Origin of the sequence: Roseovarius sp. S88 (assembly GCF_037023735.1) — a bacterium.
GTDB lineage: Bacteria > Pseudomonadota > Alphaproteobacteria > Rhodobacterales > Rhodobacteraceae > Roseovarius > Roseovarius phycicola.
The window spans coordinates 1,563,292-1,590,165 of record NZ_CP146069.1 but is presented as its reverse complement, the minus strand read 5'-3'; the positions used below and the strand labels follow the sequence as shown (position 1 = coordinate 1,590,165).

Annotated in this window: 27 protein-coding genes and 1 pseudogene; 3 read left to right on the top strand and 25 right to left on the bottom strand. The window is 55.1% G+C overall.

All coding sequences use genetic code 11. From position 1 onward, the window contains the following. Positions 1-61 precede the first annotated feature (61 nt). The 12 genes from RZ517_RS08045 to RZ517_RS07990 all read right to left on the bottom strand — a co-directional run bounded on the left by RZ517_RS08045 (position 62) and on the right by RZ517_RS07990 (position 13,603). Positions 62-1,084 (bottom strand): ABC transporter permease, encoded by a 1,023-nt coding sequence (locus tag RZ517_RS08045; RefSeq protein WP_338550935.1) that lies wholly within the window; start codon positions 1,082-1,084, stop codon positions 62-64. Then, a complete protein-coding gene (locus RZ517_RS08040; protein WP_338550934.1) occupies positions 1,081-2,160 on the bottom strand; it encodes an ABC transporter permease in 1,080 nt (359 codons plus the stop codon). The genes RZ517_RS08045 and RZ517_RS08040 overlap by 4 nt, the downstream gene beginning before the upstream one ends. Then, complete coding sequence (locus RZ517_RS08035; RefSeq protein WP_338550933.1) at positions 2,105-3,688, bottom strand: sugar ABC transporter ATP-binding protein; 1,584 nt, start codon at positions 3,686-3,688, stop codon at positions 2,105-2,107. Before RZ517_RS08035 ends, RZ517_RS08040 begins: the two co-directional genes overlap by 56 nt. 155 nt (positions 3,689-3,843) lie before the next feature. Beyond that, positions 3,844-4,926, bottom strand: a complete 1,083-nt coding sequence (torT, locus tag RZ517_RS08030; RefSeq protein ID WP_338550932.1) for a TMAO reductase system periplasmic protein TorT — start codon at positions 4,924-4,926, stop codon at positions 3,844-3,846. Positions 4,927-5,607: 681 nt separating this feature from the next. Continuing rightward, entirely contained in the window at positions 5,608-6,597 is a 990-nt protein-coding gene (locus RZ517_RS08025) for a methylenetetrahydrofolate reductase (RefSeq protein ID WP_338550931.1), read from the bottom strand. After that, positions 6,594-7,175, bottom strand: a complete 582-nt coding sequence (locus tag RZ517_RS08020; RefSeq protein ID WP_338550930.1) for a methylenetetrahydrofolate reductase C-terminal domain-containing protein — start codon at positions 7,173-7,175, stop codon at positions 6,594-6,596. The genes RZ517_RS08025 and RZ517_RS08020 overlap by 4 nt, the downstream gene beginning before the upstream one ends. A gap of 17 nt (positions 7,176-7,192) precedes the next feature. Then, complete coding sequence (locus tag RZ517_RS08015; protein ID WP_338550929.1) at positions 7,193-8,389, bottom strand: MFS transporter; 1,197 nt, start codon at positions 8,387-8,389, stop codon at positions 7,193-7,195. Between the two features lie 32 nt (positions 8,390-8,421). Next, complete coding sequence (locus RZ517_RS08010; protein ID WP_338550928.1) at positions 8,422-8,874, bottom strand: MaoC family dehydratase; 453 nt, start codon at positions 8,872-8,874, stop codon at positions 8,422-8,424. Positions 8,875-8,893: 19 nt separating this feature from the next. Further along, positions 8,894-9,307 carry a Zn-ribbon domain-containing OB-fold protein gene (locus RZ517_RS08005; protein WP_338550927.1) on the bottom strand — a complete coding sequence of 138 codons (414 nt, stop codon included), beginning with the start codon at positions 9,305-9,307 and terminating at the stop codon, positions 8,894-8,896. Beyond that, on the bottom strand, positions 9,304-10,467 hold the full coding sequence (locus RZ517_RS08000) for a thiolase family protein (protein ID WP_338550926.1): 1,164 nt from the start codon (positions 10,465-10,467) through the stop codon (positions 9,304-9,306). The genes RZ517_RS08005 and RZ517_RS08000 overlap by 4 nt, the downstream gene beginning before the upstream one ends. Continuing rightward, a complete protein-coding gene (locus RZ517_RS07995; protein ID WP_338550925.1) occupies positions 10,464-12,404 on the bottom strand; it encodes an acetoacetate--CoA ligase in 1,941 nt (646 codons plus the stop codon). Before RZ517_RS07995 ends, RZ517_RS08000 begins: the two co-directional genes overlap by 4 nt. A 203-nt stretch (positions 12,405-12,607) precedes the next feature. Further along, complete coding sequence (locus tag RZ517_RS07990) at positions 12,608-13,603, bottom strand: GlxA family transcriptional regulator (protein ID WP_338550924.1); 996 nt, start codon at positions 13,601-13,603, stop codon at positions 12,608-12,610. A 253-nt stretch (positions 13,604-13,856) separates the two neighbouring features. On the opposite strand from RZ517_RS07990, the gene RZ517_RS07985 reads away from it, so the two are divergent. Next, positions 13,857-14,717 carry a LysR substrate-binding domain-containing protein gene (locus RZ517_RS07985; protein ID WP_338550923.1) on the top strand — a complete coding sequence of 287 codons (861 nt, stop codon included), beginning with the start codon at positions 13,857-13,859 and terminating at the stop codon, positions 14,715-14,717. A 52-nt stretch (positions 14,718-14,769) separates the two neighbouring features. After that, complete coding sequence (locus tag RZ517_RS07980) at positions 14,770-15,063, top strand: hypothetical protein (RefSeq protein ID WP_338550922.1); 294 nt, start codon at positions 14,770-14,772, stop codon at positions 15,061-15,063. A 285-nt stretch (positions 15,064-15,348) separates the two neighbouring features. Here RZ517_RS07980 and RZ517_RS07975 read toward each other — a convergent pair whose 3' ends face one another. Next, positions 15,349-16,047 (bottom strand): Crp/Fnr family transcriptional regulator, encoded by a 699-nt coding sequence (locus RZ517_RS07975; RefSeq protein ID WP_338550921.1) that lies wholly within the window; start codon positions 16,045-16,047, stop codon positions 15,349-15,351. 266 nt (positions 16,048-16,313) lie between these two features. Here RZ517_RS07975 and RZ517_RS07970 point away from each other — a divergent pair, with 266 nt between their 5' ends. After that, positions 16,314-16,514, top strand: coding sequence for a hypothetical protein (locus RZ517_RS07970; protein ID WP_338550920.1), 201 nt, complete (start codon positions 16,314-16,316; stop codon positions 16,512-16,514). 43 nt (positions 16,515-16,557) lie between these two features. Here the strand turns inward: RZ517_RS07970 and RZ517_RS07965 are convergent, their stop codons facing one another. From RZ517_RS07965 to RZ517_RS07910, 12 genes and pseudogenes are all read right to left on the bottom strand, one after another. Continuing rightward, positions 16,558-17,037 (bottom strand): protein tyrosine phosphatase family protein, encoded by a 480-nt coding sequence (locus tag RZ517_RS07965; RefSeq protein WP_338550919.1) that lies wholly within the window; start codon positions 17,035-17,037, stop codon positions 16,558-16,560. Continuing rightward, a complete protein-coding gene (locus RZ517_RS07960; protein ID WP_338550918.1) occupies positions 17,034-17,426 on the bottom strand; it encodes an ExbD/TolR family protein in 393 nt (130 codons plus the stop codon). Before RZ517_RS07960 ends, RZ517_RS07965 begins: the two co-directional genes overlap by 4 nt. Then, on the bottom strand, positions 17,426-17,773 hold the full coding sequence (locus RZ517_RS07955; protein ID WP_338550917.1) for a biopolymer transporter ExbD: 348 nt from the start codon (positions 17,771-17,773) through the stop codon (positions 17,426-17,428). The genes RZ517_RS07960 and RZ517_RS07955 overlap by 1 nt, the downstream gene beginning before the upstream one ends. Before the next feature lie 25 nt (positions 17,774-17,798). Next, positions 17,799-18,455 (bottom strand): MotA/TolQ/ExbB proton channel family protein, encoded by a 657-nt coding sequence (locus RZ517_RS07950; protein ID WP_338550916.1) that lies wholly within the window; start codon positions 18,453-18,455, stop codon positions 17,799-17,801. After that, positions 18,452-18,886 (bottom strand): hypothetical protein, encoded by a 435-nt coding sequence (locus RZ517_RS07945; RefSeq protein WP_338550915.1) that lies wholly within the window; start codon positions 18,884-18,886, stop codon positions 18,452-18,454. The genes RZ517_RS07950 and RZ517_RS07945 overlap by 4 nt, the downstream gene beginning before the upstream one ends. A 77-nt stretch (positions 18,887-18,963) precedes the next feature. Then, positions 18,964-20,094, bottom strand: a complete 1,131-nt coding sequence (locus RZ517_RS07940) for a TonB family protein (protein WP_338550914.1) — start codon at positions 20,092-20,094, stop codon at positions 18,964-18,966. 375 nt (positions 20,095-20,469) lie between these two features. Then, a complete protein-coding gene (locus RZ517_RS07935) occupies positions 20,470-21,615 on the bottom strand; it encodes an iron-containing alcohol dehydrogenase (RefSeq protein WP_338550913.1) in 1,146 nt (381 codons plus the stop codon). 55 nt (positions 21,616-21,670) lie between these two features. Next, complete coding sequence (locus tag RZ517_RS07930; RefSeq protein WP_338550912.1) at positions 21,671-23,038, bottom strand: glutamine synthetase family protein; 1,368 nt, start codon at positions 23,036-23,038, stop codon at positions 21,671-21,673. A 63-nt stretch (positions 23,039-23,101) separates the two neighbouring features. Then, positions 23,102-24,132 (bottom strand): annotated as a pseudogene (locus RZ517_RS07925) (TRAP transporter substrate-binding protein). Between the two features lie 55 nt (positions 24,133-24,187). After that, the gene (locus RZ517_RS07920) at positions 24,188-25,513 is read right to left on the bottom strand and encodes a TRAP transporter large permease (RefSeq protein ID WP_338550911.1); all 1,326 of its coding nucleotides are present in this window, start codon (positions 25,511-25,513) and stop codon (positions 24,188-24,190) included. Further along, positions 25,510-26,082 (bottom strand): TRAP transporter small permease subunit, encoded by a 573-nt coding sequence (locus RZ517_RS07915; RefSeq protein ID WP_338550910.1) that lies wholly within the window; start codon positions 26,080-26,082, stop codon positions 25,510-25,512. Before RZ517_RS07915 ends, RZ517_RS07920 begins: the two co-directional genes overlap by 4 nt. Continuing rightward, on the bottom strand, positions 26,039-26,854 hold the full coding sequence (locus RZ517_RS07910) for an N-formylglutamate amidohydrolase (protein WP_338550909.1): 816 nt from the start codon (positions 26,852-26,854) through the stop codon (positions 26,039-26,041). Before RZ517_RS07910 ends, RZ517_RS07915 begins: the two co-directional genes overlap by 44 nt. Between the last annotated feature and the right edge of the window lie 20 nt (positions 26,855-26,874).

The window sequence follows — 26,874 nt, the reverse complement described above, 5'->3', positions numbered from 1 at the left end:
GGATCAGAATCTTAGCGGCAAGATTCCGCCTGCGACACAGCCTCACGGAGGCCCACTTTAGTTAAAGCCGGATGCGCAAACGCAAACGGTCCAGAAAGACTGCTCCGACCACGACAAACCCAAGTACAACCTGCTGCAGGAAGCTGTCGATCCTTGCCAGGTTCATGCCCACCGACAGTACCGATACTAGGAGACCCCCGAAAACAACATGGATTACCCGACCTTCCCCACCGCGCAAGGACACCCCGCCTGCAACAGCTGCCGCAATGCTGAGCAGCACCAAGCCGCCGCCCGTGCTTGGCTCGCCCGTTCCGGTGCGCGCGGTGATTAGGATTGCGCCTATGGCGGCAATAGTCGAACACAGCACATAGGCCATCATGTTGTGCCGCCGCCAGGGTAAACCACCCACCTCTGCTGCTCGCGGATTGGATCCTAGCAAATAAAGACTGCGCCCAAAAACGGTGTAATTCAGAATGAAATGTGACAGCAAAAGTATGACAATACAGACACCAACCGGCGGGGACAAAAAACCGAGCCATGCCCCGCCTTGCCCCAAACTGTTGATCAACACTTCAGGTAAGCCAAAGACAGGGAATCCACCAGAAATCGTAGTAGCCAACCCAAATGCGATGCCCTGCATCCCTAGGGTAACGACGAATGGATTGATCCCGAGATAGGCAACGCATAAACCATTAATCCCCCCTGCCGTTGCCCCAACGGCTAGTGCTGTGAAGATACCAGCGGTTAAAGCTAGGATGACAGGACCTTCACCTTCTGGTGCGATCGAGACCATAACCATCGCACTGGCCACGCTGACAACAGACACAACAACGCCAAGTGACAAGTCGAAACCGCGAGTAAGCAACACGAACATTTGCGCGGTCGCCAGAACTATCAGATAGCTCGCCTGTTCAATAATGTTCAGTGCATTTGCCCCGGTTAGAAAGACCGGTTCAACCAGGCCAAATCCCAGATAAATAAAGACAAGGATCACGGGCAAAAACCCATAGCTAGCAAAAAACCCCATCATCATTTTGTAAAGACCCGAACCGCTCGCCGTGTTTACATTCACCTGATCGCTCATCGTTTCGCCCTCTTGGACTGATAGGTTTCGATACCGACGGCCAGGATGATGACGACGCCAATGACAATCGTTTGCAATTTGCTGTCCACCCGCAACAAGTTCATTGCGTTTGTGACAAGGGCCAGGAAGAGAGCACCAAGGGCGACCATTTCAACACGCCCCACACCACCACGCAGGGAAACTCCTCCGATCACCGCGGCGGCTATGCTTTCCATCATCAGTGTTGCGCCAAGGCCCGCCTCGCCGGAGCCAACCCGTGCTGTAAGCAAAATACCAGTCAGGGCCGCCACCATCGAACAGACAGTGTAGGTTGCCACGATATAGAAGGTCACCTTCACGCCCGAGACGCGCGCGGCATGTTCATTGCTGCCAATGGCATACATGTACTTGCCGAACTTCGTATGGTTCATCATCCACCAGATGAGAACCAGCATTGCTGCCGTCAGATAGATAACCACAGGCAGATTAAAAATCCGCATTCGCCCGAAATCACGCGTGAAGAGATCCGGCATCCCGTAAACCGGCACACCTTGGGTCATGTAGAGCGCAAGACCTGATGCAATTGACAGCGTGCCCAACGTCACCATGAACGGGCTGACCTTCATCAAGGCAACGACGAAACCGTTGAGCAACCCAACAGCAGCTCCAGCACCCAGTCCTGCCAGCACGCCAAGAGAGATCACAAGCAGATATGAATCCGGAAATAATGCAATCAGTGCATTCATACTCAGTGCGGTCGTCACAGAGGTCAGCGCCACCACCGCTCCGATGGACAAGTCAAAGCCGCCGATGATCAGCACCATCATCTGCCCTGAAGCAATCAGCATCAGGAAAGAGGCATTTCGCAGCACGTTGATAAGATTGGCGCTGCGCAGAAACTTCGGCTCGACCAGGCCCAGGACGATGCACAGAACGATCATCAATAGCGGCAAAAGTCCAAGAACCATCAGGCGACGCATGACAGCACTTTGCCGGCTTTCAGCTTTGTGGATTGGATTGAGTGTTTTTTCCATGATTGCGCTACCCTGCATCCCGAAGCGATGGCGAGCTTGCCTCGTCCAGATGATCGCGGTCAAAGAAGTGCGCGAGGATTGTCGCTTCGTTGATCTCATCTCCTGTCAACTCGGCCACCAATGCACCCCGGTGCATCACGTAAGCTCGATGCGACAGGTGGATCACTTCGGGCAACTCTGACGAGATGACGACCACCGCAGCCCCGCCCTCTGCCATTTCCTTAATGAGGTTATAAATTTCCGTTTTCGCACCGACATCGATGCCAACTGTCGGTTCGTCAAAAAGATAAACCTTAACATCCCGCTCAAGCCCACGGGCCAGCATCACTTTTTGGCGGTTCCCACCCGACAGGAACTCGACACGTTTCTCCGGATCACTTGGGGCTACTGTTAAACGTCGGATCATCTCTTCTGCGATGCGACGTTCAGAGTTAATTTTCAGAAAACCGTGAGATGCAAAGGCTTTCAAATCAAGTGCCGCCAACGTCATGTTCTCGCGGATCGACCGAGGTAAAGCCAAACCCTCCGCCACCCTGTCTGATGGGAAGTAACACAAGCCGCGATTAAGCATATGTGCTGGTGACGGTCGCGTGACCGTTTGCCCCATCAACTCTATCCTGCCACTTTCAATGTCTTCGAGACCAAAAACAGCACGTGCCAATTCCGATTTGCCGCAGCCTACCAGCCCGGCAATTCCCACGACCTCTCCAGCTTTGACGCTGAAGTCCACGTTATCCACCAACCGGTCCCGCGTCGTTAGTCCGGAGGTCTGTAAAAGCGTGTCACCTGCGCGATTTTCAATTTGGGGGAACATCGCCTCAAATGTTCGACCGGTCATCATTTCGATCAATTTCTCTTCACTCACCAGCTCGGCCTCAACTGTCCCGACGAGCCGCCCATCCCGCAACACTGTGACGCGATCTGCTAAGCGTTTGATTTCCGCCATGCGGTGCGACACGTAGATGATCCCGACTCCCTGGGCTTTGAGATCGTCAATAATTTCAAACAACCGTTCAGTTTCTCGCTCACTCAGAGACGCCGTCGGCTCATCCAGGATCAAAACGCGTACGTCATGCAAAAGCGCCTTTGCAATTTCCGCCATCTGTTGTTGAGCGCGTGACAGCTCAGCCACCCGCTGTTTTGCCAACAGATCGAAGCCGAGAGATTCCAGGACCTGCGCGACCTTCGTGCGCATTTCGCCTTTGTTTAAAACCCCGCCCTTGCTGACCTCCCGCCCCAGAAATAGGTTTTCCTCTATGGTCAGATCTGGAGCCAAGCTGAACTCCTGAAACACCGGGCTGATCCCAATCTGGCGAGCACGATACGGATTGAGGTTGCTTAAGACTCCGCCACAAAATTTGTAAATACCACCGTCCTGAGGGAAGGTTCCTGAAATGACATTGATCAATGTGGATTTTCCAGCACCGTTCTCGCCAAATAGAACGTGCACTTCTCCCGGACGCAATTCGAACTCGATCTGGTCCAGTGCCAACACACCGGGAAAGCGTTTTTGGATCCCCTTCATGTCGATGAGAGGAGTGTCCACCTTTGCAGATGCGCCTGTTGGATTGGTGGCTGAATTCGCGGTCATTGGAATGTCCAGTCTGCACCCGTCGGTATCAATGAAGACGCGTGCCTGTAGAAAGAATGTCGGTTTTTCAAGGCAGTCTGAAAACCTCTGGCGGCCTTCTGCACGACCACGTTCAAACGCGGTCGTGCATCAATTGTGAATGGCGTTAGAGTTGGTCACTCGACAGTGTAGATCACTTCCCAGCCATCGGGAGGCGTGAACTTTGACATGTCCTGCGTCTCAACAAATTGCTTATCGATCCAGACCGGTGGCAAGCGCATGCGACCCGGCACCTCTTCTCCTTCAAGCAGACGTATTGCTGTGTCCATCGCCACCGCTGACTCAACGACCATAGGGTTCGAGGCAACGCCAAGTACCGATCCGTCTATCACGCCGTTCAAAGCGCCTTCGGACATGTAGAAGGCCAGAATATCGACGTTACCTGCCATCCCTGCTTCTTCCAAAACGTCAGGTGCAACTTCGGCCATGACAGCCACACCGACGTAAGCGTCGATATCGTCATAGGTCTGGATGGTATCTTCAACAAGTTTGAGCTGTGTGCTTTTCCCGGTTTCGCCATATTTGTGCTCGACTAGCTCAACGCTCGTGCCTTCAAAGGCGTTGGTCCACCCTTGCGCAGCCTGCTCGGCCCACCCTGCACCGGCGACACCGGCAAAGTTTATAACGCGGGCGCTTTCCTTGCCCATGGCTTCATAATGCTCCACCAGCGCCTTGCCGGCCACTTCAGCATCAATGTTGTAGTCCCCAAAAACCGCTGAATCGAGCGTGACATCGTCGGACATCGGATTGCCGACGGCCACCAGTTTAACGCCCTTCTCTCGAGCGGCTTCGATCTTCGGTTTCAGTGCTCCTTCGGAGATTGCAGCAATCAGGATAGCATCCACGCCTAGGGCAACACAGTCATCAAATTGCGATAACTGTTTATTCAGCTCAGTGTACCCACCAGCTTGAAAGAGCGAAGCCTTAATACCCTGCCGCTCGGCTTCCTTCATTGCACCAACGCCGATGCCGACCCACCAGGTGTCTTTCAGGTGCGGCAGCAAAACGCATACATGCCACTTTTGCGATGGCGCATCCATCCGCGGCGTGTAGTCAAATGTCTCAACAACATCTCCGCTGATTTTCTCCGCCGAATTTGGCCACCATTCCCACGTATCACCCGCGGCGGCAGCCCCACCCAGCGACAACGCCAGGCCTGCGATTGCAGCAAATCGCAGCGATTTATTCATTATCTTCATCTTGCTTATCCTCCCGTAACTTCGGTAGCGGCAATCGCAAATGCGGGCACCACCATCTGAATGTTTTGTCCTTCAATGGGTCGTGCGTTGTGACACTTGGCCAATACTCAGACCCGTCCTCACTCCGAAGGCATCTTTGATGAGAGCGAGTCTGGTTATGACCACAGGTCAGCCGATCCAGCTGGCTCGCTAACTCAAGAAAAGTATGTGGGTGGCTTCATTCATTGGGAAATCGGTTATTCTAACCACTGCATTAAGCTGATCTATCTGAGTGGCAGGCTCCGAAACGCGACATGGGCACCGATGCACTGGGTTCAATTCAGTGAAACTCCATGACGACCTGCATCTTGGAATGCTAGGCAGGTCGTTGATTTAAAATTTTATTTTGAAGTTTGGCCAACTCGGTCAGCTCCGCGATCACGTAAATCTGAGTTGGTCAAACCCCAGAGGACTCAAACTCCGAGGAATCCGTTTTTCCGAATATTGGAATGTCATGGGAGTCACCTTTCATTGAAAATTCTTCCCGTTTGATGCGCATGGAATTAGCCTCTGGCCGACTCAATCTTTGGCAAAACCGAACCGAGTATATTCTTGTAGCCGTCCAGAATAGGTGAATTTGGCGTGGCCGTGCACCGGCAAATTGCCATCAAGAATTAGATACGTAGCAAAGCGCCTTCCGGCTTAGGGGCGTGCCTTTCCCTTTCGCCGCCCCGTCAGAACACCGGAATCCATTACGATGCTGGAGACGAGTTGCTCGCGGCGATAAGCCATTATGTGTACGCCGGCGACGCCTTTTATCTCGCGCAACTGCTGTATCAATTCGATACAGATCTGCTTGCCCGTCTCAGATGGGTTGTCGGCCGCTTCCATCCGGTCGATGATTTGGTCAGGGATGTGAATGCCAGGCACGTTATTGCGCATCCATCGGGCTGCCTTGGCCGAAGCAAGCGGGCCCACGCCCGCGATTATAAAAGCCCGTTTATCGCCGCCCGCATCACGCACTCGCGCCATGAAAGCCTCAAACAATGGAATGTCGTAAATGTAGTTGGTCTGAATGAATTCGGCACCCGCGTCGATCTTTTTGATTAACCGGTCTGGGCGCCATTCGTAAGGTTGAATGCAGGGGTTCTCAGCAGCGCCAAGGAACAGGTGCGGCGGGCGCGTGATCTTACGACCTGATAGAAAAACACCTTCGTCTCGCATAGTGCGTATGGTGCGCAAGAGCGAGAGAGAGTCAAAATCGAAAACTGCTTTTGCCCCAGGCTGATCGCCGACCCCGACGCCATCTCCAGTTAGGCACAATACATTGGAGACACCTAGCGCCGCAGCCCCCAGCACATCGCCCTGTATCGCGATCCGGTTCCGGTCCCGGCAGGAAATCTGATAGACAGGCGAATACCCCGCCCGGGTCAGGAGAGCGCAAATGCCGATGGATGACATATGACAATTAGCACCTGAGGCATCCGTTGCATTGATCGCGTCCGCCACCTCGCCCAATGGTCGCGCCGCCTGATAGACATCCGCTGCATCCGCGCTGTCAGGCGGATTTAACTCCGCTGTTACAGCAAATCGACCCGAACGTAAGACGCGCTCCAGTCGACTGTGCGACACATACCCTTCAGGCGGCGGCGCATAGGTCAAGAGTTCTTCATTTGCAGTAGTCTCTATCATTTCTCAGCCTCTGCCCGCGTAGCTTTCGACGGCTCGACGCTAAGTGGTGCTGCAGCAGGCTCGTTCAGCCGAGCTTCGGGAAAGGCTTTAACCAGCGCCTTGCGTGACGCATCCCGACTTTCCCGGATCGCGTTGGCTTTTTCGCGACTGACCCGCAACCAAGACGATGAACCTTGAAGTGAATGTTCGACCGGGGGCAAGACCTCGCGGATTTTTTCACCTCCGTTTTTCATCCGACTGGCCCCATCCCAGGCCAACACCCAAACACATTTCATCTCAGGTTTGACTTCGCAATAACCACCGTCGCGCACTCCACCACAGGGGCCGTTGCGTATCAGCTTTGGGCAATTCATCGGGCAGGACATACCGGTTGAAGATAGCACGCATTGACCGCACATCTTGCAATCAAACAACAATGATTTAACGCCTTTTTCAACCATGGCGATGGGTCTTTCCACCCGATTGTAGCCGGCCTTGGCAAACACCGGATCGAGCAGGACCATTGCACGCTCCACCACCTTGTAGATCCATTCAAAACCACGCGCGTGACGCACGGCGAACAACCGGAAACGGTACATCTTGATCCTCCATTGCATCAGCGTTGCCCATCAGCCATCAGCGCGGATTTTGGATGACGGTAAAGCAGATACATAGAAATTACTCCAATCAGCGGCCCGGGTGCCAGCAAGACAAAAGTCCACTGCCAACTTCCCAGCCATGCAGCCATCAAAGGGGTAAGCCATATGGTTAGAATGGTGATCGCAAATCCAACTCCCATCTGAAATGTCAGTGACGATCCAACCAGATGAGGCTCCGAAAGCTCAGACACTGCGGCAGAGAACTGCGCGCTGTCGGCGACGACAGTAAAACCCCAGATCAACGCGATTGTCGCAAAGGCCCAAGTCGGTCCACCGAAGAAGACACCGATAAAGAGGGCAGATACCCCGGAAACACCCATCATCAGGATTGTCGTCCGGCAGCGCCCAATCCGTTCAGCAAGCCAGCCACCAAGAAGGCACCCCGGTGCACCTGCAGCGATCACCGCAAAGGTGAGCAGCGAGACGTTGATTGCACCAATACCTTCCGTCGACGCGTGCCCGGCGTAGGCCAGAAACCAGCCCCACATCGCGTAAAGCTCCCACATATGGCCGAAATACCCCAGATTTGCGAGCATAACCGGTCCATTTCTTAGGATCTGCCCAACCTGCCGCACACTGACCCGTGTGCGTGCAAACGCGTGTGGGCCTTCTCGCAAGACCAACCCAAACAAAAGCGCTGCGACGGCACTACCCAACGAGCAGATAAGCACTACCGCCTCCCAAGCTACCATGCCGCCGGTGCCGCGCACCAAGTGCGGCATGGCAGAACCAAGCGTGAGCGCGCCCACCATAGCACCCATCGCGATTCCGCGCCCCGTCTTGAACCAAGTTGCGATGAGCTTCATTGCGGGCGGATAAACACCGGCAAGGGCGACTCCCGTCAAAAACCTCGCCGCAATAGCTCCAGTCGCTCCCATGTCGACAAGCAGCAATGCATTCGCAACACAAGCGAGTGCCGCCGCAGCTGCCATGTAGCGAGTCAGTGGCAATACATCAGCAACCGCCAGACTGCTCGCAAACAAAGCACCCACTGCGAAGCCAAGCTGCACTGCGTTGGTCAACCATGCAGCTTGGCCCGCTGTCAGATCATGTACCGACGTGAGCTCAGGCAACACGGCCGTGGCCGAGAACCATGTCATCAGCGACAAGAGCACGGCGACGCCAGTAAGCGTCAGCGCTTGCCATTTGCCCATGTCATTGTCCTTTAAGCTCTCAGCCCGTACCTTCAAAGCCCGTCAAGAGGCATTGTATAAGTGGTAGCGGTTCCCTCGACACAAACGTCGCCGTCTGCATCGCGCACAGAGACGTTGAGCGTACAGATAGGCTTGTCATCACGCATAGAGGCCACTTCTACACGGCCAGTGATTTCTTCACCCACACCTACCGCTTTCTTAAAATTAAGGTTGGTGTTGAGAAACACGGTGCCTGGCCCTGGTAAATCTTCGGCCACACAGGCATTAAGAATGCCCGTTGTCACGCCGCCTTGAACGATCAACTTCCCAAACGCAGTCTTCTTCGCGAGTGCCTCGTCATAGTGCACGGGGTTACGGTCACCCGTCATATCGGTGAAAGAATGGATATCTTGCATTAGCGTGGTGCGGCTGCGTTCACTGGCTTGCCCAACCGTTGGTTTTCCGTTGGTGACACCAATCCAGCCATCTTTGATCTTGTCAGTCATCTTGCTCTCCCGATTTGTGTTAAGTAATTTTGAAACAAGGAAGTATCTGGTCGCCGATCTGGGTGGGGGCGAAGTGCACAGCATCCCCGACAGTCACTTTCGCACCGTCTGCCAGGATGTGGCTAAGCATGGTCGGTCCCTCATCCAATTCAACCAAGCCCACCAGATACGGCGTTGCTGGAATCCATCCTGGATGACCCGGCTTCCAAATCTCTGAATAGCTCTTGAGCCGCCCTTGACCTGTGGCCTCTGTCCAGGTCAAAGCATCCGCCCAGCAATGCGGGCAAATCGTGCGCGGGTAAAAGACCGCGCGGTGACAGGCGGCGCAATGTTGAATCATCAACCTGCCAAACTTGACGGCGTTCCAGAAGGGTTCTGTAAGCGCTGTCACGGTTGGCCCAGGCACCGAAAGTTCTTGCAAAACTGTCTTCATGATACGCTTCCCAATATTAGCGCCACAGCCTCACTCATAGTTGCTCCGTTTCCGGTAACCAGCGCCGTTTCGCAGTCTTCGATCTGGCGCCCGTTGGCTGTGCCTCGCAACTGGCGCACTGCTTCGACCACATGGGTCATTCCACCAGCAAGATCAGGCTGACCAAAACCAAGCTGACCTCCATGTGTGTTGATCGGCTGACGCGCACCAAGACCCATGCCGCCATTGGCGCTAAGCCATTGTCCAAAATCTCCGGGTTTACACAGCCCGGCATCTTCAATGGTTGCGGCTACCATTATGGTGTAACAATCATAGAGCGACAAAAAACGTATATCAGAGACGTCCATCGCGGCCTGTTGTAACGCGCGTGCAATCGATGGCTTCAAAGGGCCAGAGGTCAAGCTAGGCGCCTGACTCACAGCACGGTGCGTGATTTTCTCACCCGCGCCCAACAAACGCACTGGTCTGTGCGCGGACTTCCTGGCTTTCCCCGGCGTTGTAACTATCACCGCCTCACCGCCTGCAACGGGCATCACAATCTCAAGAAGGTGCAGAGGCGATGTCACCATCGGCGAGGCCAAGACACCTTCCACATCCACCGGCTTACCGTGAAAGATCGCCAGCGGGTTCAACTGAGCATTGGCACGTGCACCAGCGGCGATAGCGGCGTAGTCCTCGGCCGCGCAACCATATTGCGACATATGTGCTTGCATGAGTAAGGCGTAGGACGTGTTGGCCCCCGATGCTCCGAAGGGCGTGTCAAACTCTCGCGCCGGGTTGCGATTGTGCGAACGAGGTAGCACCGGATTACGATGATTTCCCAGTACACAGAGCACCGTCTCGCACATGCCCATCTGGATGGCAGCCGCCGCTCGCCAGATCATGCCTGGGCCTGATGCCCCGCCTAGATCGACCACGTTGGACATCGTAGGCTGCATTCCGAAGTACTCTGCCACCGTTGCAGGCACGTGCTGTGGTGTCTCGCCAACTTGAGGACCGACAAGCAACCCATCAATTTCGCCAACCTCAATACCTGCATCCTGAGCGGCCTCGGCCGAAACCCTCATCAACAGGTCCATCGTGTTGATGCCATCCGTCTTGCGTTCAGGCTTCAGCTCACCGATGCCTGAAATTACCGCCTCGCTCCATAGCGCCTTCAAAGAGTGTCCTCCCGGCGTAGTGACTTGTAGTGCTCAAGGCTTTCCGGGTTGGCGATCGAGCCAAGGTTCTTTACCTGACCTCCGGCGGCTGCCGTGCGCGCAGCGCCCTCCACACGTTTGCCGTTGATTGTGTAAGGTATGTCCGACACCACATGCACCCTCGCCGGGACATGGCGCGGTGACGCAGCGGTGCGGATATGCCCCCGAATACTCTTCACCAGATCGGCAGTTATCTCCGAAGTTTTCTTTGGTTTGAGGCAAAGAACTACTTCTTCATCTCCTTCGTGTGAAACCCCGAAGACCAGAAAATCCTCCAATTCGGGATAGGACTCGCACACGGCATAAATCTCGGAAATGCCGATGCGCACGCCGCCAGGCTTGAGAGTATTGTCAGATCGTCCATGGACGTATCCACCGCCCACGTGAGTCAGTTCAGCAACGTCCCCGTGAGTCCAAATCTCGTCCCGATCCGCAAAGTAGGTATCACGATATCGTTGATCACCACCCTTGCCCCAGAAGGTCAGCGGCATAGATGGAAAGGGCTCTGTACAGACAAGATCACCACGCCGCGCGATACAAGGTGCATCGCGTTCGTCAAGCACGTCAATCGCATGGCCAAGCGCCTTGACCGTCAATTGCCCTCGTCGCACAGGATGCAGCGGCGACCCGATCAAAAAGGAACCAAGAATTTCTGTGCCGCCAGAGATTGACGAAAAGACCATATCACTTTTGATCGACTGATAGACCCAATCAAATTGATGAGGCAGCGTCGGCGCACCGCACACAAGCAGACTTCGCAGAGCGGATAGATCATGCAATTCACCCGGCGCATAACCCTCTGCGGCAAGCGTCGCGAGGTACTTCGGGCTGGTTCCCAAATGTGTGACACCAATCTGTTCCGCCAGGGTCCACAACGGCGAGGGGTCCAAAACACCTTCTCTTTTGAGTATCGGAGCTCCGTCGTAAAGCACGACTGCGGCCCCCGCACCAAGAGCTGACACCATCCAGTGGTACATCATCCACGCAGTGTTGGTGTACCAAATCACCTTGTCGCCCGGGCGAACATCACCATGCAGGATGTGTTCCTTGAGATGTTGCAACAAGACCCCACCAGCGCGGTGAACGATGGCTTTGGGCGCGCCGGTTGTCCCCGATGTATACAGAATATACACCGGATGATCGAAGGGCAGACGCGTAAACTCGGGTTCCGCGTCTTTGCCAAAATCCCCCATAAGCACCGAAGACAACCCTGGCACCTCCCCCTCCCCGCTTTGGACCAGGGTCCGGACCGATGGCAACTGCAACATAACATCTGCGATCCGCGCACCAATGTCGTGGTCTTTGCCGCCATAGCGATACCGTGGTGCCGCAAACAATACCTTTGGATCCACCTGACCGATACGATCTACAATGGCTGATGTACCAAAATCGGGGGAACACGAGGTCCAGACCGCCCCAATTGAAATTGTAGCTTGAGCGGCCACCAACCCATCAATCGTGTTTGGCATGACACCAGCCACCCGGTCACCAGGCATCACACCTTCAGACCTGAGCCCCTGCGCAACTCGGCCCACCCGCTGACGCAACTCGGCCCTCGTAATCACGCTCATCGAACCACTTTCGAGCATTTCATACACGGCAACTTCTGCACCATTGCCGCGCACCAGATTCTCGGCGAGGTTAAGCTGAGCTTCTGGAAAAAACCGTGCACCGGTCATCCAGGCAGTTTCATCCGGTACGAAGAACACATCTCCTTTCTCGCCGACCACATCCGTGAAATCCCACACTGCAGACCAGAAAGATCCAGAATCACTAACAGACCAACGGTGCAGATCGGCGTAATTCTTGGGATCAAAACCACAGGATTTGGCAAATCTAGCCAAACCACTGTCGGTAAAGGCCGACTCATCAGGGACCCATAGGATATCGTTGTTCATGCGTGAACCTTGTATTGTGCATCGAACCGCGCAGGCATTGACGCACCCGGATTTTTCACAGGAATTGACGAGTCGTGTTCACGTTACGAAAATCCGGCCCGCCCATGTCCTAGCGTATTCGCTTGAAGACTAGCCTCAGCCGGGGAATCCAATTAGCCATATGATCTGAACGTTCAATATAGGAAATCTGACTCTTCGAGTGGTCAGGCAATCGTGCCGATCCTTGCCTCATTCCGCATCTGTGTTGGTGTCAGCCCATAATTTTTTTTGAACTTCTTCGTCAGCAGCCCGGTTGACGAAAAACCGGACGCCACAGCGATATCCAACAACGACATGTCGGTTTGCATCAGCAGGTCACGAGCATGCCCCATACGAAGCTGCGTATAGTATTGGATCGGTGATGTACCCAGATGCGACTGGAAAAGTCGCTCTAGCTTGCGCACAGATACATTGCAGTAAGTAGCAATCGAGGCAGCCTTCAAAGGTTCTTCTATGTTGTCGGCCATCACTCTTACAGCGTCAGACAAAAGTGATGGGACGCCCCTCAATCGATTAGCCCGAGCCCCGGGTTGAGAGGCCAACCCGTTCCGTGGAGAGGCCACCAAGAAGTGATTAGCAGCTCTTTCTGCCGCAGCCGGGGAGATAGATGAGATTAGTTCAAGCACCATGTCGAGCGTAGCAGTCTCCCCCGCGCAGCTGGTAATCTTTTCATCCGGGATATAGAGAGCGTCACGCGTGTCGACCTCAGCATAACTTTCTGAAAATGCTGCGAGCAATGACCAGTGCACGGTAGTTGCACGATCCTTTAACAGTCCAATTTCGGCCATCTTCCAGGTCGCGCCTCCAAGAGTGCAGATTGATGCGCCATGTCGTGTCGCCGCGCGCAAAACAGATGATAAATCATGATCTTGGACAGGCCCCGCATGCGTTGGACCACATACAATTATCCGCGCTTTTGCACGCCCAAGGTTCAAACGCTTGATCAGCGTCTTGCTGTCCTCGTCACAATGCACCTCTACACCGCTTTGCGATTGCGTCTGTAAACCGTCAAGGCCGACTAGGATCATGTTCGGCGCGATGTCGGGATATGCCTGCGACAGATATGAAAACGGCTCGACAATAGCGCCAAGGCTCAGCGCCGAGAATCCGTCCATAAGAACAACAGCGACGTATCCGTTAGAATTTGTGGAGTGAAACATGGTTCAGACAACTTCCTCGTTGGTCCGGCCAATGATCCCCACACCCAGCGCCTCGGCTGCTCAGAAAAACTAAGTCTGAAACATTTCACGTCCAGATGTTGGCCATAGGAAACCAACCCATTTGTCTGACAATAAGCGTGCTGCCCACGACAAAATAGCAATTTGATCTGCATACTTCATTTAGGTATTCTTAATAATGTCTCGCTGGTTACCCTCCTTAAACGCACTACGCGCCTTTGAGGCTACCGGCCGGTTGGGCAGCTACAAAAAAGCTGCAGACGAACTGTCCGTCACACCGGCAGCAGTCAAGCAACTGGTCGCAAAACTTGAAGACGCCTTTGGAGAACCCCTCATGAGGTTTGAAGGGCGGGAAATGGTTTTGACCCGCATTGGAGCACAGGCCCACTACGATCTTAGCAGCGCATTTCGTCAAATTTCTTTCGCCGTAGAACGTATCCGAAACGCTTGCGAAGATGACCGTTTGATTGTCTCAGTCGAGCCTTCTATCGCGTCTGCGTGGCTTGTCCCCCGCTTGCAGCATTTCCGTGATCAACACCCAGATATCGAGATCCTCGTGGATTCGTCTTTGGCCATAGTTGATCTGAGTGACGACGCCGTAAGCGTGGCTGTTCGTTTCGGTGTGCAAGACCATGGTGAACATATCGCGCACAGGCTTTTCGATGAGCACTTGAGTGCGCTTTGCAGTCCAGGCTTGGCTGCTGGTCCACCCCCGATGACGGAGATAGCCGATCTGCAAAACGTTGCCTTACTACGATGGGATTTATCAGCATATCCTTGGGCAGTCGAAACAACAAAATGGAATTTTTGGCATACATGGCTTGAAGCCGTCGGTGCCAATGATGTGAAACCAGGTGGAGGCATCAACTACACAGACTATAATCAAGCTGTACAAGCAGCTGTTTCTGGTCAGGGGTTCATTCTGGGCAGTAAGCCCATCCTTCAAAACTATATTTCCAGCGGCTTACTGGTTGACCCTTTCGATGTGTCCGCTCACCCAGGTATTGGGTACGATGTAGTCACGACGACGCAGGCTCTTGATCGCTCTAAGGTTCAGAAGTTTGTAAACTGGATTCTGCGTGAAGCGCAGCTGTAGGCAAAGCCAACCCGCCCTGAAAAACTCGTTGAAAAACGGCACGGACATGTGTTTGGAAAACCTAATCATTCGAAACGCGAGATTGGCGGATGCTGAGGCAATCGTTTTGTGCATTGATGCCGCATACTCCAAATATGCTAGCCAAGTCCCTGGTTTGCCGAATGTATCTGAGGGCGTCGCTCACGAAATTACACACAACCAAGTGTGGGTTGCTGTTCAGCAAGGTGAAATAATTGCGGGCCTTTTCCTCGTTTCCGAAGATGGTTTCATGAAACTTGCCAATGTGGCTGTTCATCCAATGCACGGAAGCAAGGGCGTTGAGCGCAGCTGCGTGTTCAGCAGATGAACCTCATGGCCCGCGGCAGACATCTGCTGGTTGACAAATTCGGCAATCTTTTGCGTTTTCCCCTCTACGGTCTCGAAAACGATCAGGACTTTCATCAACCACTCATGTTGGTCGACATTACGTTGTGCGAGCAGCGTGAAGTGCCATGGGCCTGCGGTGCTGTCGCATGACCTTTACAGCAGTTTAGCCCAACTCAGCGTGGCGAGGTTTGACGAAGATCAAAGTCGTGAAACGCACGGTGCAACCTTGACGCGCCAGACAGATCAAACGCGCCACCAATCCGGTTCACTTCCAGTTGGCGGCTCTGTCCTGATTACACAGCTTTTTCAAAGCGGTAACGCTTTCGATTTTGGCCAGATCCCTGTCAATCGCCACGCCGTGCTCTGCAAGCCGCGAGAAAACACGTGACAGACTTTCTGGTTTCAATCCAAGGCGTCCGGCGATCAGGTGTTTCTCATAGGGCAACCTTATCACGCAAGACCCGGTCTCTTCAGCACACAGATCAATCAGGAAATTGGCAACCCTTTGTGCCCCGGTTCTTGCTTTCAAACTCTCAACCTGACCAATCAGTTCATGAAGGTGCTGAAAGGTTGAGGCCACCAATGACAGAGCCAGGTCCGGGCGCTGGTTTAACCGCTTCACAAGTCCGGCAGCAGGTATCAAGAGGAGCCTGCTCTCCGATACGCATTCTGAGGAAACAGGAAAACGCTCGCCCTTCAGCGCGACGGCCTCGGCAAAGCTGTGCCCCTCCGAGAAAACCGTCACAACCGCTTCTTGCCCATGTTCATCAATCCGGTAAAGCTTGACCCATCCCCGCAACACCACAAAAACGTGTTCGGCGCGGTCGCCCTGAATAAAGATCGTTTCGCCACTCGTGTAGTCGCGAACATGTGCCGTTTCTATAAGCCACTCAGCCTCGTTTTCTGGTAGAGATTTGAACAAGGTTGAGTTCTGAACGACCTGTTTTTCTTGCATGTTGATCATGGTCTTTGCGTTCCCCACGCTCTTTGCATCACAAACAATATCCGCTTTCTTGCCAAAGTGTAAGCATGAGGCCCACGCAGCTTTGCTGGCCTTTTATGATCTGAGCGCGGCGACGTGCGATGTGACCTCTTGAATTGGCGTTTGTTCTGCAATTAGAAGAGATGTGGGTGAGGGAATTGGGGACGTTTTCTGTGAAGCATTCTACGCCAAAGCGCCGAGACCCGTTTGAGATGCTGGAGCAAGCACTTCAAAATGGATGGAGCACCATGGACACCGTTCCCCTTCGCGGAGAAGGCGCGTTTCTGGTTCTGACGGTGTCCGGGCTTACGAGAATGGCACGGAACCGGAAGACGTTTCGCAACCCGCGCAAGGCGGATGGGTACGCGCCGGAGCGTATGACCGTGGTTTCCGTGGATACCGGCAATTACCTGGGTGCTATGGCCTGGAAATGGCCGGAGAAAACCTGACGCCTCGCTCAGTTTCGTATTGTTCGTGCGACTGGCATACGGGTCAGTAATCTTCACCCGCATACAAGTTTGGTTTTCCGATCGCGTCCGGGTTTTCGACAAGTGTTGCCCAATCATTGCCTGGTCTCCAGATGCCTTCCATATTCGCTTGGGCATCTACACCAAGTGCCGAGGGATTTGACTTGGCATATCGGAAAAAGAAAGCGCTGACGCGCGCATTGTAGATGCAATGCACGTGGACCTTTTCGTCCTTGACCTTGTCCAGCGCTTGGCAAAACGTATCAAAATCCTTGTCTGTCGGCGTCTCAAACTCCACCGGAATATAGATGTATTTCATACCCAGCGCGGCGACAGTGCCAGGCTCGTCCGCAAGCGCACCCTTGTTGTGATGCGGTCCAAGGTTGATGACATGTGTCACGCCAAGCGCGCTGATCTCGGCAAGCTGGGCTTCGGAGGGTTGGCCGGACGTTGTGATCCGGTCGCTCAATCTGCGCCAGTTCAGGATATGCGGCAAGTCGGTCATCTTTGCTCCAATCCACGCTCGGTTACGATCAGTACGCGTGTCGCGCCCTGCTCGCGAAGCTCACGTGCCAGATTGACCAAGGTTGCAGCAGGGGCTGCTTCATCCGGTACAATCCGCACCACATCTGTTTTGTCCTCGGGCAATGCGGCATAGAATTCTTGCGCGGATGCGACGGATTCTCCGCGATATGCGAGCCGCCCGTCTGCATGCAAGACAAGTGTATCGGGCGGCGCTCGGCCATCCAGTTCCGAGGTGCGCACCAGCTTGAGGTCGGGGTCGAGCGGCCTGGCCAACGTGCTGGCCACCATGAAAAACACAAGCATTAGGAACACCACGTTGATCAGGGCAATCGTGGGTTCACGCCGGGTGGTTTGCTTACGGTGTCGCATCAAGACCCCAACACGTTGATTTTGAGACGGTCAATGCCGCGCAGCACAACAAGAATATCGGTCAACCGCTGGGCCGTGACATCATCTTGCATGCTGACAATGACCGAAATTTTGTCGGCCTCGGGCGAGATATTTCCAAAGCTGGCGGCCAGAGCCTCCGGCGCAATTTCTTCCCCGTTCAGGCTCAGACTACCTTGTCCCAGCTTAAGGAAACTGCGTTGCACGTCGCTATTGCCCGAGGCACCGGCGCTGGCAGAGGCCAGCTCAACCTCGGAAAATTTCGAAAAGGTCGAGGACAGCATGAAAAAAAGCAGCAAAAGGAAGATGACATCGATCAGGGATGTCAAAGACAAACGTCTGCGCCGCATGTGTCTACGCAAGAGTCGGTTCCTCGTTTGTGACGCGTGACAGGCTGCCCCGACGGCCCTGAGGGTGCAAAATCGAAGTGATGGCGCGGTCTGCGGTGACGCGTTCGGCGTCCATGCGTCCTTCGAACCAGCTCAGCACCATCGCGGTCGGCATGGCCACGGCCAACCCTACCGCCGTGGTCAACAGCGCCACCCAAATACCACCGGCAAGAAGCGATGGATCGACTTGCGAACCTGCGTCCTGTAGCGATTGGAAGGCTTCGATCATGCCCAGAACCGTGCCAAAGAGCCCAAGAAGCGGCGCAAGCTGTGCCACGCTGTCCAAGAGGCGAAACCCACCTTCCAGACGCGCAAACCTGACTTCTGCTTCTGCCTCCAAGCGCTTGGCGTCACCCGGTCCGGCGGCAAAGGCCATTTCCACCACTGGAACCAGGTAACTTTTGGACCTTTTCAGCGCCACGACGGCAGCGCCCCGGTCGCCACCGTCCCAGGCTGCCACAGAGGCTTGCAACGCCTTGTGGCGTCCCACCCCCGCTGCGGAAAACTGCCAGAGTTTGTAGAGGATAGCCGCCAGTGTCACGACCGATATAAAGAGAAGGATGACCACAACGGGTCCACCCAGCGCCGCGATCTGACGCAGGCTTTCTATAATCATGGTCATCCAATCACCTCAATATTTGTCCGCGTGTCAACGATCAGCCCTGCCTCGCAAGCCGCGGCGTCCAGATCGGGGGCGTCGCAGGTATGTGCGCCGTTGATCAAAACCTTGCCCACACCCTCACAGGTGAGCCCTTGCAAGGTGAATTGACGTACCCTTGGGCGCCCGGGTGGCAATGTACCAAAGTCAAACAATGTCAGGCGATCCACCTGCCCCGATGCATCAAACAAGACGGTTTCATAAACAACCTTGTTGATCGGCGCAGGATGCCCGTTCAAAGCCAGAAACGTCAGAGTGCAACTTGCCTCGTTGGATTTCACGGCGTTCAACTCAATCAGGACGGCCTCTCCCAGCTCGTCGTCCTGCGCCAATGCGCCGGTGGCAAGTGTCAGACCAGCCGCCAGCATCGCGGCGGCCCTTGCGATCATGTTCATCTGTCTCTCCCTTGCGTCATAGTCATAGCATCCATTTCAAATCTGCGTTCATCGAGGTTGCGACCGGTCCCTGCCGATCATTTGTTGCGGTACAAAAAGACCAGCCTTTGGCTGGCGCCGTTTGGCGTTCGTGGAAAGGGTGCGGCGCGCCGCACCTGCGTTGTTGCAGCACGATCAACCGCCGCCGAGCCGGAACTGCGCACGATACGGACCCAGGCAAGTGAGCCATTGGGGTTGATCTGAAATTGCACACGGGCGGTGCCGCTGTCGGAGGTTTTACCGACCGGAAAGCGATTGAGCTGAACCAGGACGCGACCGACATAGTTGGTCACGCTTGCGTTGCCAGCACCGCCAGAGCCGACAAAACTTGTCGCCCCAGACCCACCGCTTCGACCCAATGACAACTGATCAACACCGGTGCGCCGATAGACATCCAATGGCGACTCGATCACCCTTGCCTGCCGTTGCTGCTGTTTCTGTTGCACATATTCGGTTGCGCCCAGCTCTTCGGTTGATGGTCGCTCGGCTGGTGGACGCAGCGAGCGCGTGACAGCAGATTGCGACAGATCTTCGGTCTCGTCCGTGGCCAAGATCTCTGGATCATCGGGGGTCGAGGCAATGTCTACATCGGTCTCTTCAGGCTCTGACACATCCACCTCGGAAGAGCTGTCCGGTTCTTGGATCGGCGCAAGCTCTGGCACTTCGGGCGTCACGATCTGCGGAGCGTCATCTGCCGCGGGTTCAGGTTCGGTCGTGTCGGGTTCTGTCTGAGAAATTGCGCCGTCTGCCGGCGTCTCAACTGGCTGTAATGCCGCCAACTCTCCGATGTTGTCATCATCCGCGCCACTTTGTTCTTGGGGTTCATTCACCTCCGGTTCGCCTTCGACCTGTTCTTCGGCTTCGGGCGCGGTGTCTTCTGCCGCCGCGGCATCGGGCGACAGCGTGTTCTGCGGATTGTCAGACGCCACAAGCGCATTCGAGGTTGGCTCCTCCACGACAGCATCAGGAGGTGTGACATCAGGCTGTTCTGCAGGAGGAGCGGGTTCCGCAAAATCCTCAAACGCCCCCCCGGTTTCGGTGACGTCCGTATTGGAAGCATCTGGCGTTTGCGTGCGGGTCTCACGGGTGCCCAGACTCAACCCCAAGCCATGCAAGACAAGAGACACAAGTATAGCCACGATTGCGACAATGCCTGAGGTTCTGATCATGCGACAACCCAGTTCGTAAACGGTGCTTCTATGTGCTTATCTTTGCAATTTTGGCCACACAAACATTGTGAAACAACAGCCCTTCTACAACTGAAAATGGTAGAGTTCATCACGTTTGCAATGCCCGACTGCCGCGTTCTTTGTCCAGCCGCGATAGACCGGCTGTGATACTGCCACCTGTGTATCCGGCACCTCGCCCGACCGAAAGCCAATCCTACATGATTGTGAACGGAATTGCCCACAGGCAAATGAAAACCGCAGGCCGCTCATGGAGCGCTCGACAATCCGATGAACTCATGCAAGTTGCAAATGCGACTTGGCAGCACTTTCAGGAGCACGTGCCAATTTTCGAAGGCACTCACTCAACGTTTCCAGCTAGAGAAGAGCCTGGAACAAAGCGCGCGTGTTGTTAACCGTCATCTTAACAGGATTACCGCCGGTACTTGGGTCACGCAGGGCTGCATCTACAAGGCTATCCATGTCTGGATCCTTCACGCCAAGATCTGTGAGCGTTTTGGGAATGTTCATTGCGGCGTTCAGCGCATCGACGTAGCTGCAGAACCCGTCAAAGCCGCCGTCAATGCCCAGATAAGCAGCCACAGAGCCGAACCGATCCCGAATTTCCGACGCGTTGAATTGGAGCACCACGGGCATGCAGACCGCATTGGTGGTGCCGTGGTGGGTGTGGTGCATGGCCCCAATGGGGTGACTGAGCGCATGGATGGCGCCTAGCCCCTTTTGAAAAGCCGTCGCTCCCATGGCCGCCGCGCTCATCATGTTGGCGCGGGCCTCAATGTCGGTGCCATCCGCATATGCGCGGGGCAGATACTCCTTCACCAAACGCATCCCTTCCAGAGCAATCCCCTGGCTCATCGGGTGATAGTGCGGAGAGCTATAAGCCTCGACGCAATGGGCAAAAGCATCAAGGCCCGTGCCAGCTGTGATGAATTTGGGCATGCCAACCGTGAGTTCCGGGTCGGCAATAACAACAGCGGGCAGCATCTTGGGGTGGAAAATAATCTTCTTTTCGTGGCTTTCGGAATTGGTGATCACACTGGCGCGACCCACCTCTGATCCCGTCCCTGCCGTGGTCGGCACGGCCACCACCGGCGCGATGCCATCCGGATCAGCGCGCGTCCACCAATCGCCAATATCCTCAAAATCCCAGATCGGGCGTGTTTGTCCCGCCATGAAGGCGATGACCTTGCCAAGGTCCAACCCCGAGCCGCCCCCAAAGGCGATCACGCCGTCATAGCCGCCGTCGCGATAGACCTGCACCCCGGCTTCGGCGTTCTTGTCCGTTGGGTTGGGGTCCACATCTGCAAAAAGTGCACGGCCCAGCCCAGCCTCGTCCATCAAACTCACGGTGCGATGCGTTATCTCGTTGTCGGCCAACCCCTTATCCGTCACCAAGAGCGGCTTCTTGATGCCCGCTGCAGCGCAGGCATCAGCGATCTCGGCAATGCGGCCTGCGCCAAAACGGATCGGGTTGGGGTAACTCCAGTTTGCAGTCAGGGTCATGTCTTTCACTTCTTGTTCGATGTGGTGGTACGCACGACTTGGCATACAACACAGGTTACGCTTTCTCAAACCCACGGGCGACTTCCCAGTCCGTCACCACGCGGTCGAATTCCTCTTGTTCCCACTCCGCCGCGCGGGTGTAGTGATCGATCACGAAATCGCCCATGGCCGCACGGAGCATCGTGGAGCTGCGTAGGCTTTCAGTCGCGGCCCGTAGTGTATTGGGAATTTCCGGCACGCTTTCATCTTCGTACATGTCCCCCGTCGCGGCGGGAGAAAGGTCAAGCTTGTCCTCGATGCCTTTCAGTCCCGCAGCAAGAAGTGCAGCTTGTGTCAGATAAGGATTGATGTCCGAGCCGGGAATGCGGCACTCAACCCGAACTGATTTTGTATCCGCCCCGCAGAGCCGGAACCCGGCTGTGCGATTGTCGACCGACCAGGCGGTTTTCGTAGGAGCAAACGTGCCTTTCACAAACCGCTTGTACGAGTTGATATAAGGCGCAAAGAAGTACGTGCAGTCCGCGGCAAAGGCGATCAGACCGCCCATAAAGTGGCGCATGGTTTGCGACATTCCGTTCTCGCCACCTGGATCGTGAAACACGTTCTTTCCATCCGCCCAAAGGGACATATGCACGTGGCTCGCACTGCCCACGCGATCATGGTGCCATTTGGGCAAGAAGCTGGCCGAATGGCCCTTCTGCCAGGCGATTTCTTTGGTGGCGTGTTTTGCGATCGTATGATGATCAGCACATCCCAGTGCATCGGCATATTTGATGTTAAGCTCTTCTTGCCCGACCTCGGCCTCGCCTTTGGAGTTTTCAACCGGAACTCCAGCAGCCACCAGATGATTGCGCAGCGGGCGCATCACATGTTCTTCCTTGGTGGTTTGCAGGATGTGATAATCTTCGTTGTAAGGTCCAAGTGTCGCCAGATCGCGGTAGCCCTCGGCGCGCATCTCATCAAGGGATTTGCGGAAGATGAAAAACTCCAGCTCGGTCGCCATCATAGGCGTGAACCCGTGGGCGGTCAGTCGTGCAATCTGTTCTTTAAGGACTTGCCGAGGGGCAGGTGGCACCGGCGCGTGGGTATGGTGATCGAGGATATCGCACAGCACCAAGGCTGTCCCTTCGAGCCAGGGCATCAGGCGCAACGTGCCAAGATCCGGCTTCATCACGTAGTCACCATAACCCGCTTGCCAACTGGTAGCGGCATAGCCATCGGGGGTGGCCATCTCTAGGTCTGTGGCGAGCAGGTAATTGCAGCAATGAGTTTCTTCGTGCCCGCTTTCAAGGAAATTGGTGACGTGAAAGCGCTTACCCATAAGGCGGCCTTGCATGTCTACAAGACACACCAGAACGGTGTCGATGTTGCCCGAGGCTGCGAGGTTGTTTAGATCATCAAGGGTCAGCAGCGGCGAAGTCATACAGTACACCTTTTATCAATAGCGCAGGAGTACGCCCCGGAGCACGCCCCGGGGCGCATGTCTCTAGCCGTAGCGATAGGGCCGTCCGGCTTTTTGCATATCGGAATTGTATTTGCGGAAGATGTCGACGATCTTGGCCTTGGTCTCAGACTCTGCTGCGATCTCGTCCCAGAATTTGACGGCTGCATTCTCGACCTGTGCCCATTCTTCGTCGGGGATCGAGGTGAGCTTCATCTTTGTGCCGTTCACACGCAGATTGGCCTCACCGCCCCAATACCACCACTGGCGGTAGTAGTGGCTTTGCTCCATGCAGACTTCCAGAAGCGCCTGCAGGTCTTCGGGAAGCTCATTCCAGCGTTCCATGTTGGCAAAGAAATGGCCGATCCACGCACCGGAGATGTTGTTGGTCAGGAAGTAGTCAGTCACATCCGCCCATCCGACTGTGTAGTCTTCGGTGATGCCGGACCAGGCGATGCCGTCCAACTCGCCGGTTTGCACCGCCACCTCAATGTCTTCCCACGGCAAGGTGACAGGCACTACGCCAAATTGCGACAGGAAGCGGCCCGCCGTTGGGAAGGTAAAGACGCGCTTGCCTTTGAGGTCCTCAAGGCTGTTGATCGGGTCTTTGGTCGCGAAATGGCACGGATCCCAGGCGCCAGCCGAGATATGCTTGACCCCAACCTTGGAATATTCGTCATCCCAGATTTCCTTTAGCCCGTACTGGTTGAACAGAACCGGCACATCGAGCGAGTAGCGAGATCCAAAGGGAAGTAACCGCCAAAGACGGTAACTTCGGTGGGGGACGCCATGGAGTCGTCATCCGACTGTACCGCGTCAATCGTACCACGTTGCATCGCCTGGAAAAGCTCTCCAGTGGGGACAAGCTGATCAGCAAAGAAAAGCTCGATCTGCATCCGATCGCCCGCGATTTTGTTGAAGGTCTCAATCGCCGGCACCACCACTTCGGCGGCCAAGGCAGCGCCTGCATAGGTTTGCATCCGCCAGGTGATGGTCGATTGCGCCAAAGCCGGTGTGGCAAGAGCGGCGGGCGCAGCGACGGCGGCGCCTTTGATAAACTTACGTCTTGTGGTCATTTTGATGTCTCCTTGTTGGTTACTCGATTGGCTTCAATGCTTTTCTTCTTATTGATTAATTTCCGTACACATATTGCGGCAGCCACAGAGCGATCTGCGGAAAGAGCATGATGACGGTGAGCGCCAGAACCATGACCGCGACAAAGGGGATGATAGAGCGGTAGATGTCGCCAAGGCCAATCTCAGGCGGCGACATGGCGCGCATCAAAAAGAGGTTATAGCCAAAGGGCGGGGTCATATAGGCGATCTGCGTGGTGATGGTATAAAGCACACCATACCAGATCAGATCGAACCCAAGCGCTCCCACAAGCGGAATATAGAGCGGGGCAACGATCACCAACATGGCCGTGTCGTCCAGAAACGTGCCCATCAGGATGAAGCTGAGCTGCATCAGGATAAGGATCATCCAGGGGCTGAGGCCAAGCCGTTCGGTGAAAAGGCTCTCGATGGCTTTGACGGCCCCTAGCCCATCAAACACCGCGCCAAAGGCCAGAGCGGCAAGGATGATCCACATGAACATGCAAGTGATGCCAAGCGTGCTGCGGACAGATGTTTCAAAAACGGTCCATGTCATCCGGCCTTTCAAGACAGCCGCGAGAAAGGCGGTGATTGCCCCGATGGCCGAGCTTTCCACCAGTGACGTCCAGCCGTTCACGAAAGGGATCATCATCGCAAAGAAAATGGCAAAGGGTAGCAATCCCGCCAGCAATAGCCGGTATTTCTCGGCCTTGGGCATGTCACGTTCTTCCTCGGACAGAACCGGGCCAAGGCTTGGGTTCACGCGACACCGGATGGCGATGTAAAGGATGAACATTCCCGCCATCATCAGGCCGGGAATGATCCCAGCGAGCCACAACTGCCCCACCGGCTGGCGCGCGATCATGGCGTAGAGCACCAGAACAACAGACGGCGGCACCAGAATGCCCAGAGAGCTACCCGCCTGAATGACACCCGTCACCATGCGCTTGTCATAGCCCCGACGCAGCAGCTCTGGCAGCGCGATGGTGGCCCCGATGGCCATACCTGCGACGCTCAGGCCGTTCATGGCCGAGATCAAAACCATCAACCCGATTGTGCCAATGGCCAACCCGCCGCGTAAGCCGCCCATCCAGACGTGGAACATCTTGTAAAGATCGTCGGCAATTCGGCTCTCAGAGAGGATATAGCCCATGAACACAAACATCGGCACTGTCAAAAGCGGATACCACCGCATCAACTTGATCGACTGCGAAAACGCAATGTCAAAGCCGCCGCGATCCCCCCAAAGGGCGAGCGCGGCGATAACGGCCACAAAGCCGATCGCACCAAACACGCGCTGACCGCTAAACAGAAGCACCATCATCGAGGCGAACATCAAAAGAGCGATGGCCTCATAACTCATTGTGCCACCTCTTCGCCGCGCAGGCGCAGGATGTCTTTGAACAGTTCCGAGAGCGCTTGCAGCAGCATCAGTGTGATGCCCAGACACATGATCGATTTGATCGGCCAGAGATATGGACGCCAGATCGTGCGGCTGCGTTCCAGTGTCCCGAGGGATTTCTCGCCCGTGGCCAGATCAACTAAGAACCCCACCGGGTTTGATCCAAAGTGCCCCAGAGAATAGGCGGTGGAACTGAGCCCGCCCCAGAGCAGCACGCCAAGATAGGTGATCAGGCAAAGCACCATGAGCGCATCCGTGGCTGCTTTGCGTTTCACGGACCAGTTTTCGTAAAAGAGGTCCATGCGCACATGCGCACCCATCTGGATCGCATACGGCCCACCCAGAAAGAAATAAGCAATCATCGCAAATTGCGCGACTTCCAGCGTCCAAAGTGAGGGTTGGTCGGAGAATTTGCTGATGGTAGACCACAAGAGCACGGCCATCATGGCGAAAATGCCGTACATGATGAACCGCCCGACACGGCGGTTAAAGGTATCTACCCAGCCGATATAGGCGCGCAGAACTGTCATGGGCGCCCCCTTTTTCCGGGAGGGCTCGTAGAGTGGTTAGCGCCTGTTCAACCCATAGCGACAGCGTTTTTGCCATCCTTGAACATGCGTCTGGAGAGGCAATGAGATCATTTCGGACCTCAATCATGACGTTGAGAAGGTTCTTCCGCAGCGCATGACGCCGCAGCGTATGCGTGACCCCATCCTCAGGACCATAGGGTTGGTTGCGCCGCACATCGTATCCGCTTGCGATGGACAACACCGCATCAGCCAGCCGGGCATCTTCGTCATGCAGAATGCCGATTTCGACGTCCCTCTTCTGTCTAAGAAAGGTTGGCGTGAAACTGTGGACCGTAACCACGACAGGCGGTTTTTCATGGTTCGAAAGTGTCTCCTTCAGTGCCTGTTCAAAGGGGCGGTAATAAGTTTCGGCCCGAGCGCGCCGGGCTTGATCGGACAGGCCCTGATTTCCAGGCACCGTATAGATTTCGCTTACGTCCGGCATGGCACTTGGCGCTTCGGGGGGGCGGTTGCAATCATAGACCAGACGCGACACGCATCCTGCCACAAGCACAGCGTTCAGGTGTTTCGACATCGCCTTTGCTGTTTCCAAGGCCCCCGGATCCCAGGCGATGTGGCTGGTGGCCGTCTGCTTATCGAGGCCCAAGTCATTGAAATTCGGCGGGATATAGGCGCTTGCATGTTCGCAAACCAGGACAACCTCGTGCAACCCTTCGGGATTTATCACCTGGACCACCGGGTCCAAACTCGAAGTCGCAGCTGTCTTGATCATCCCACCCTCCAATGAAGATT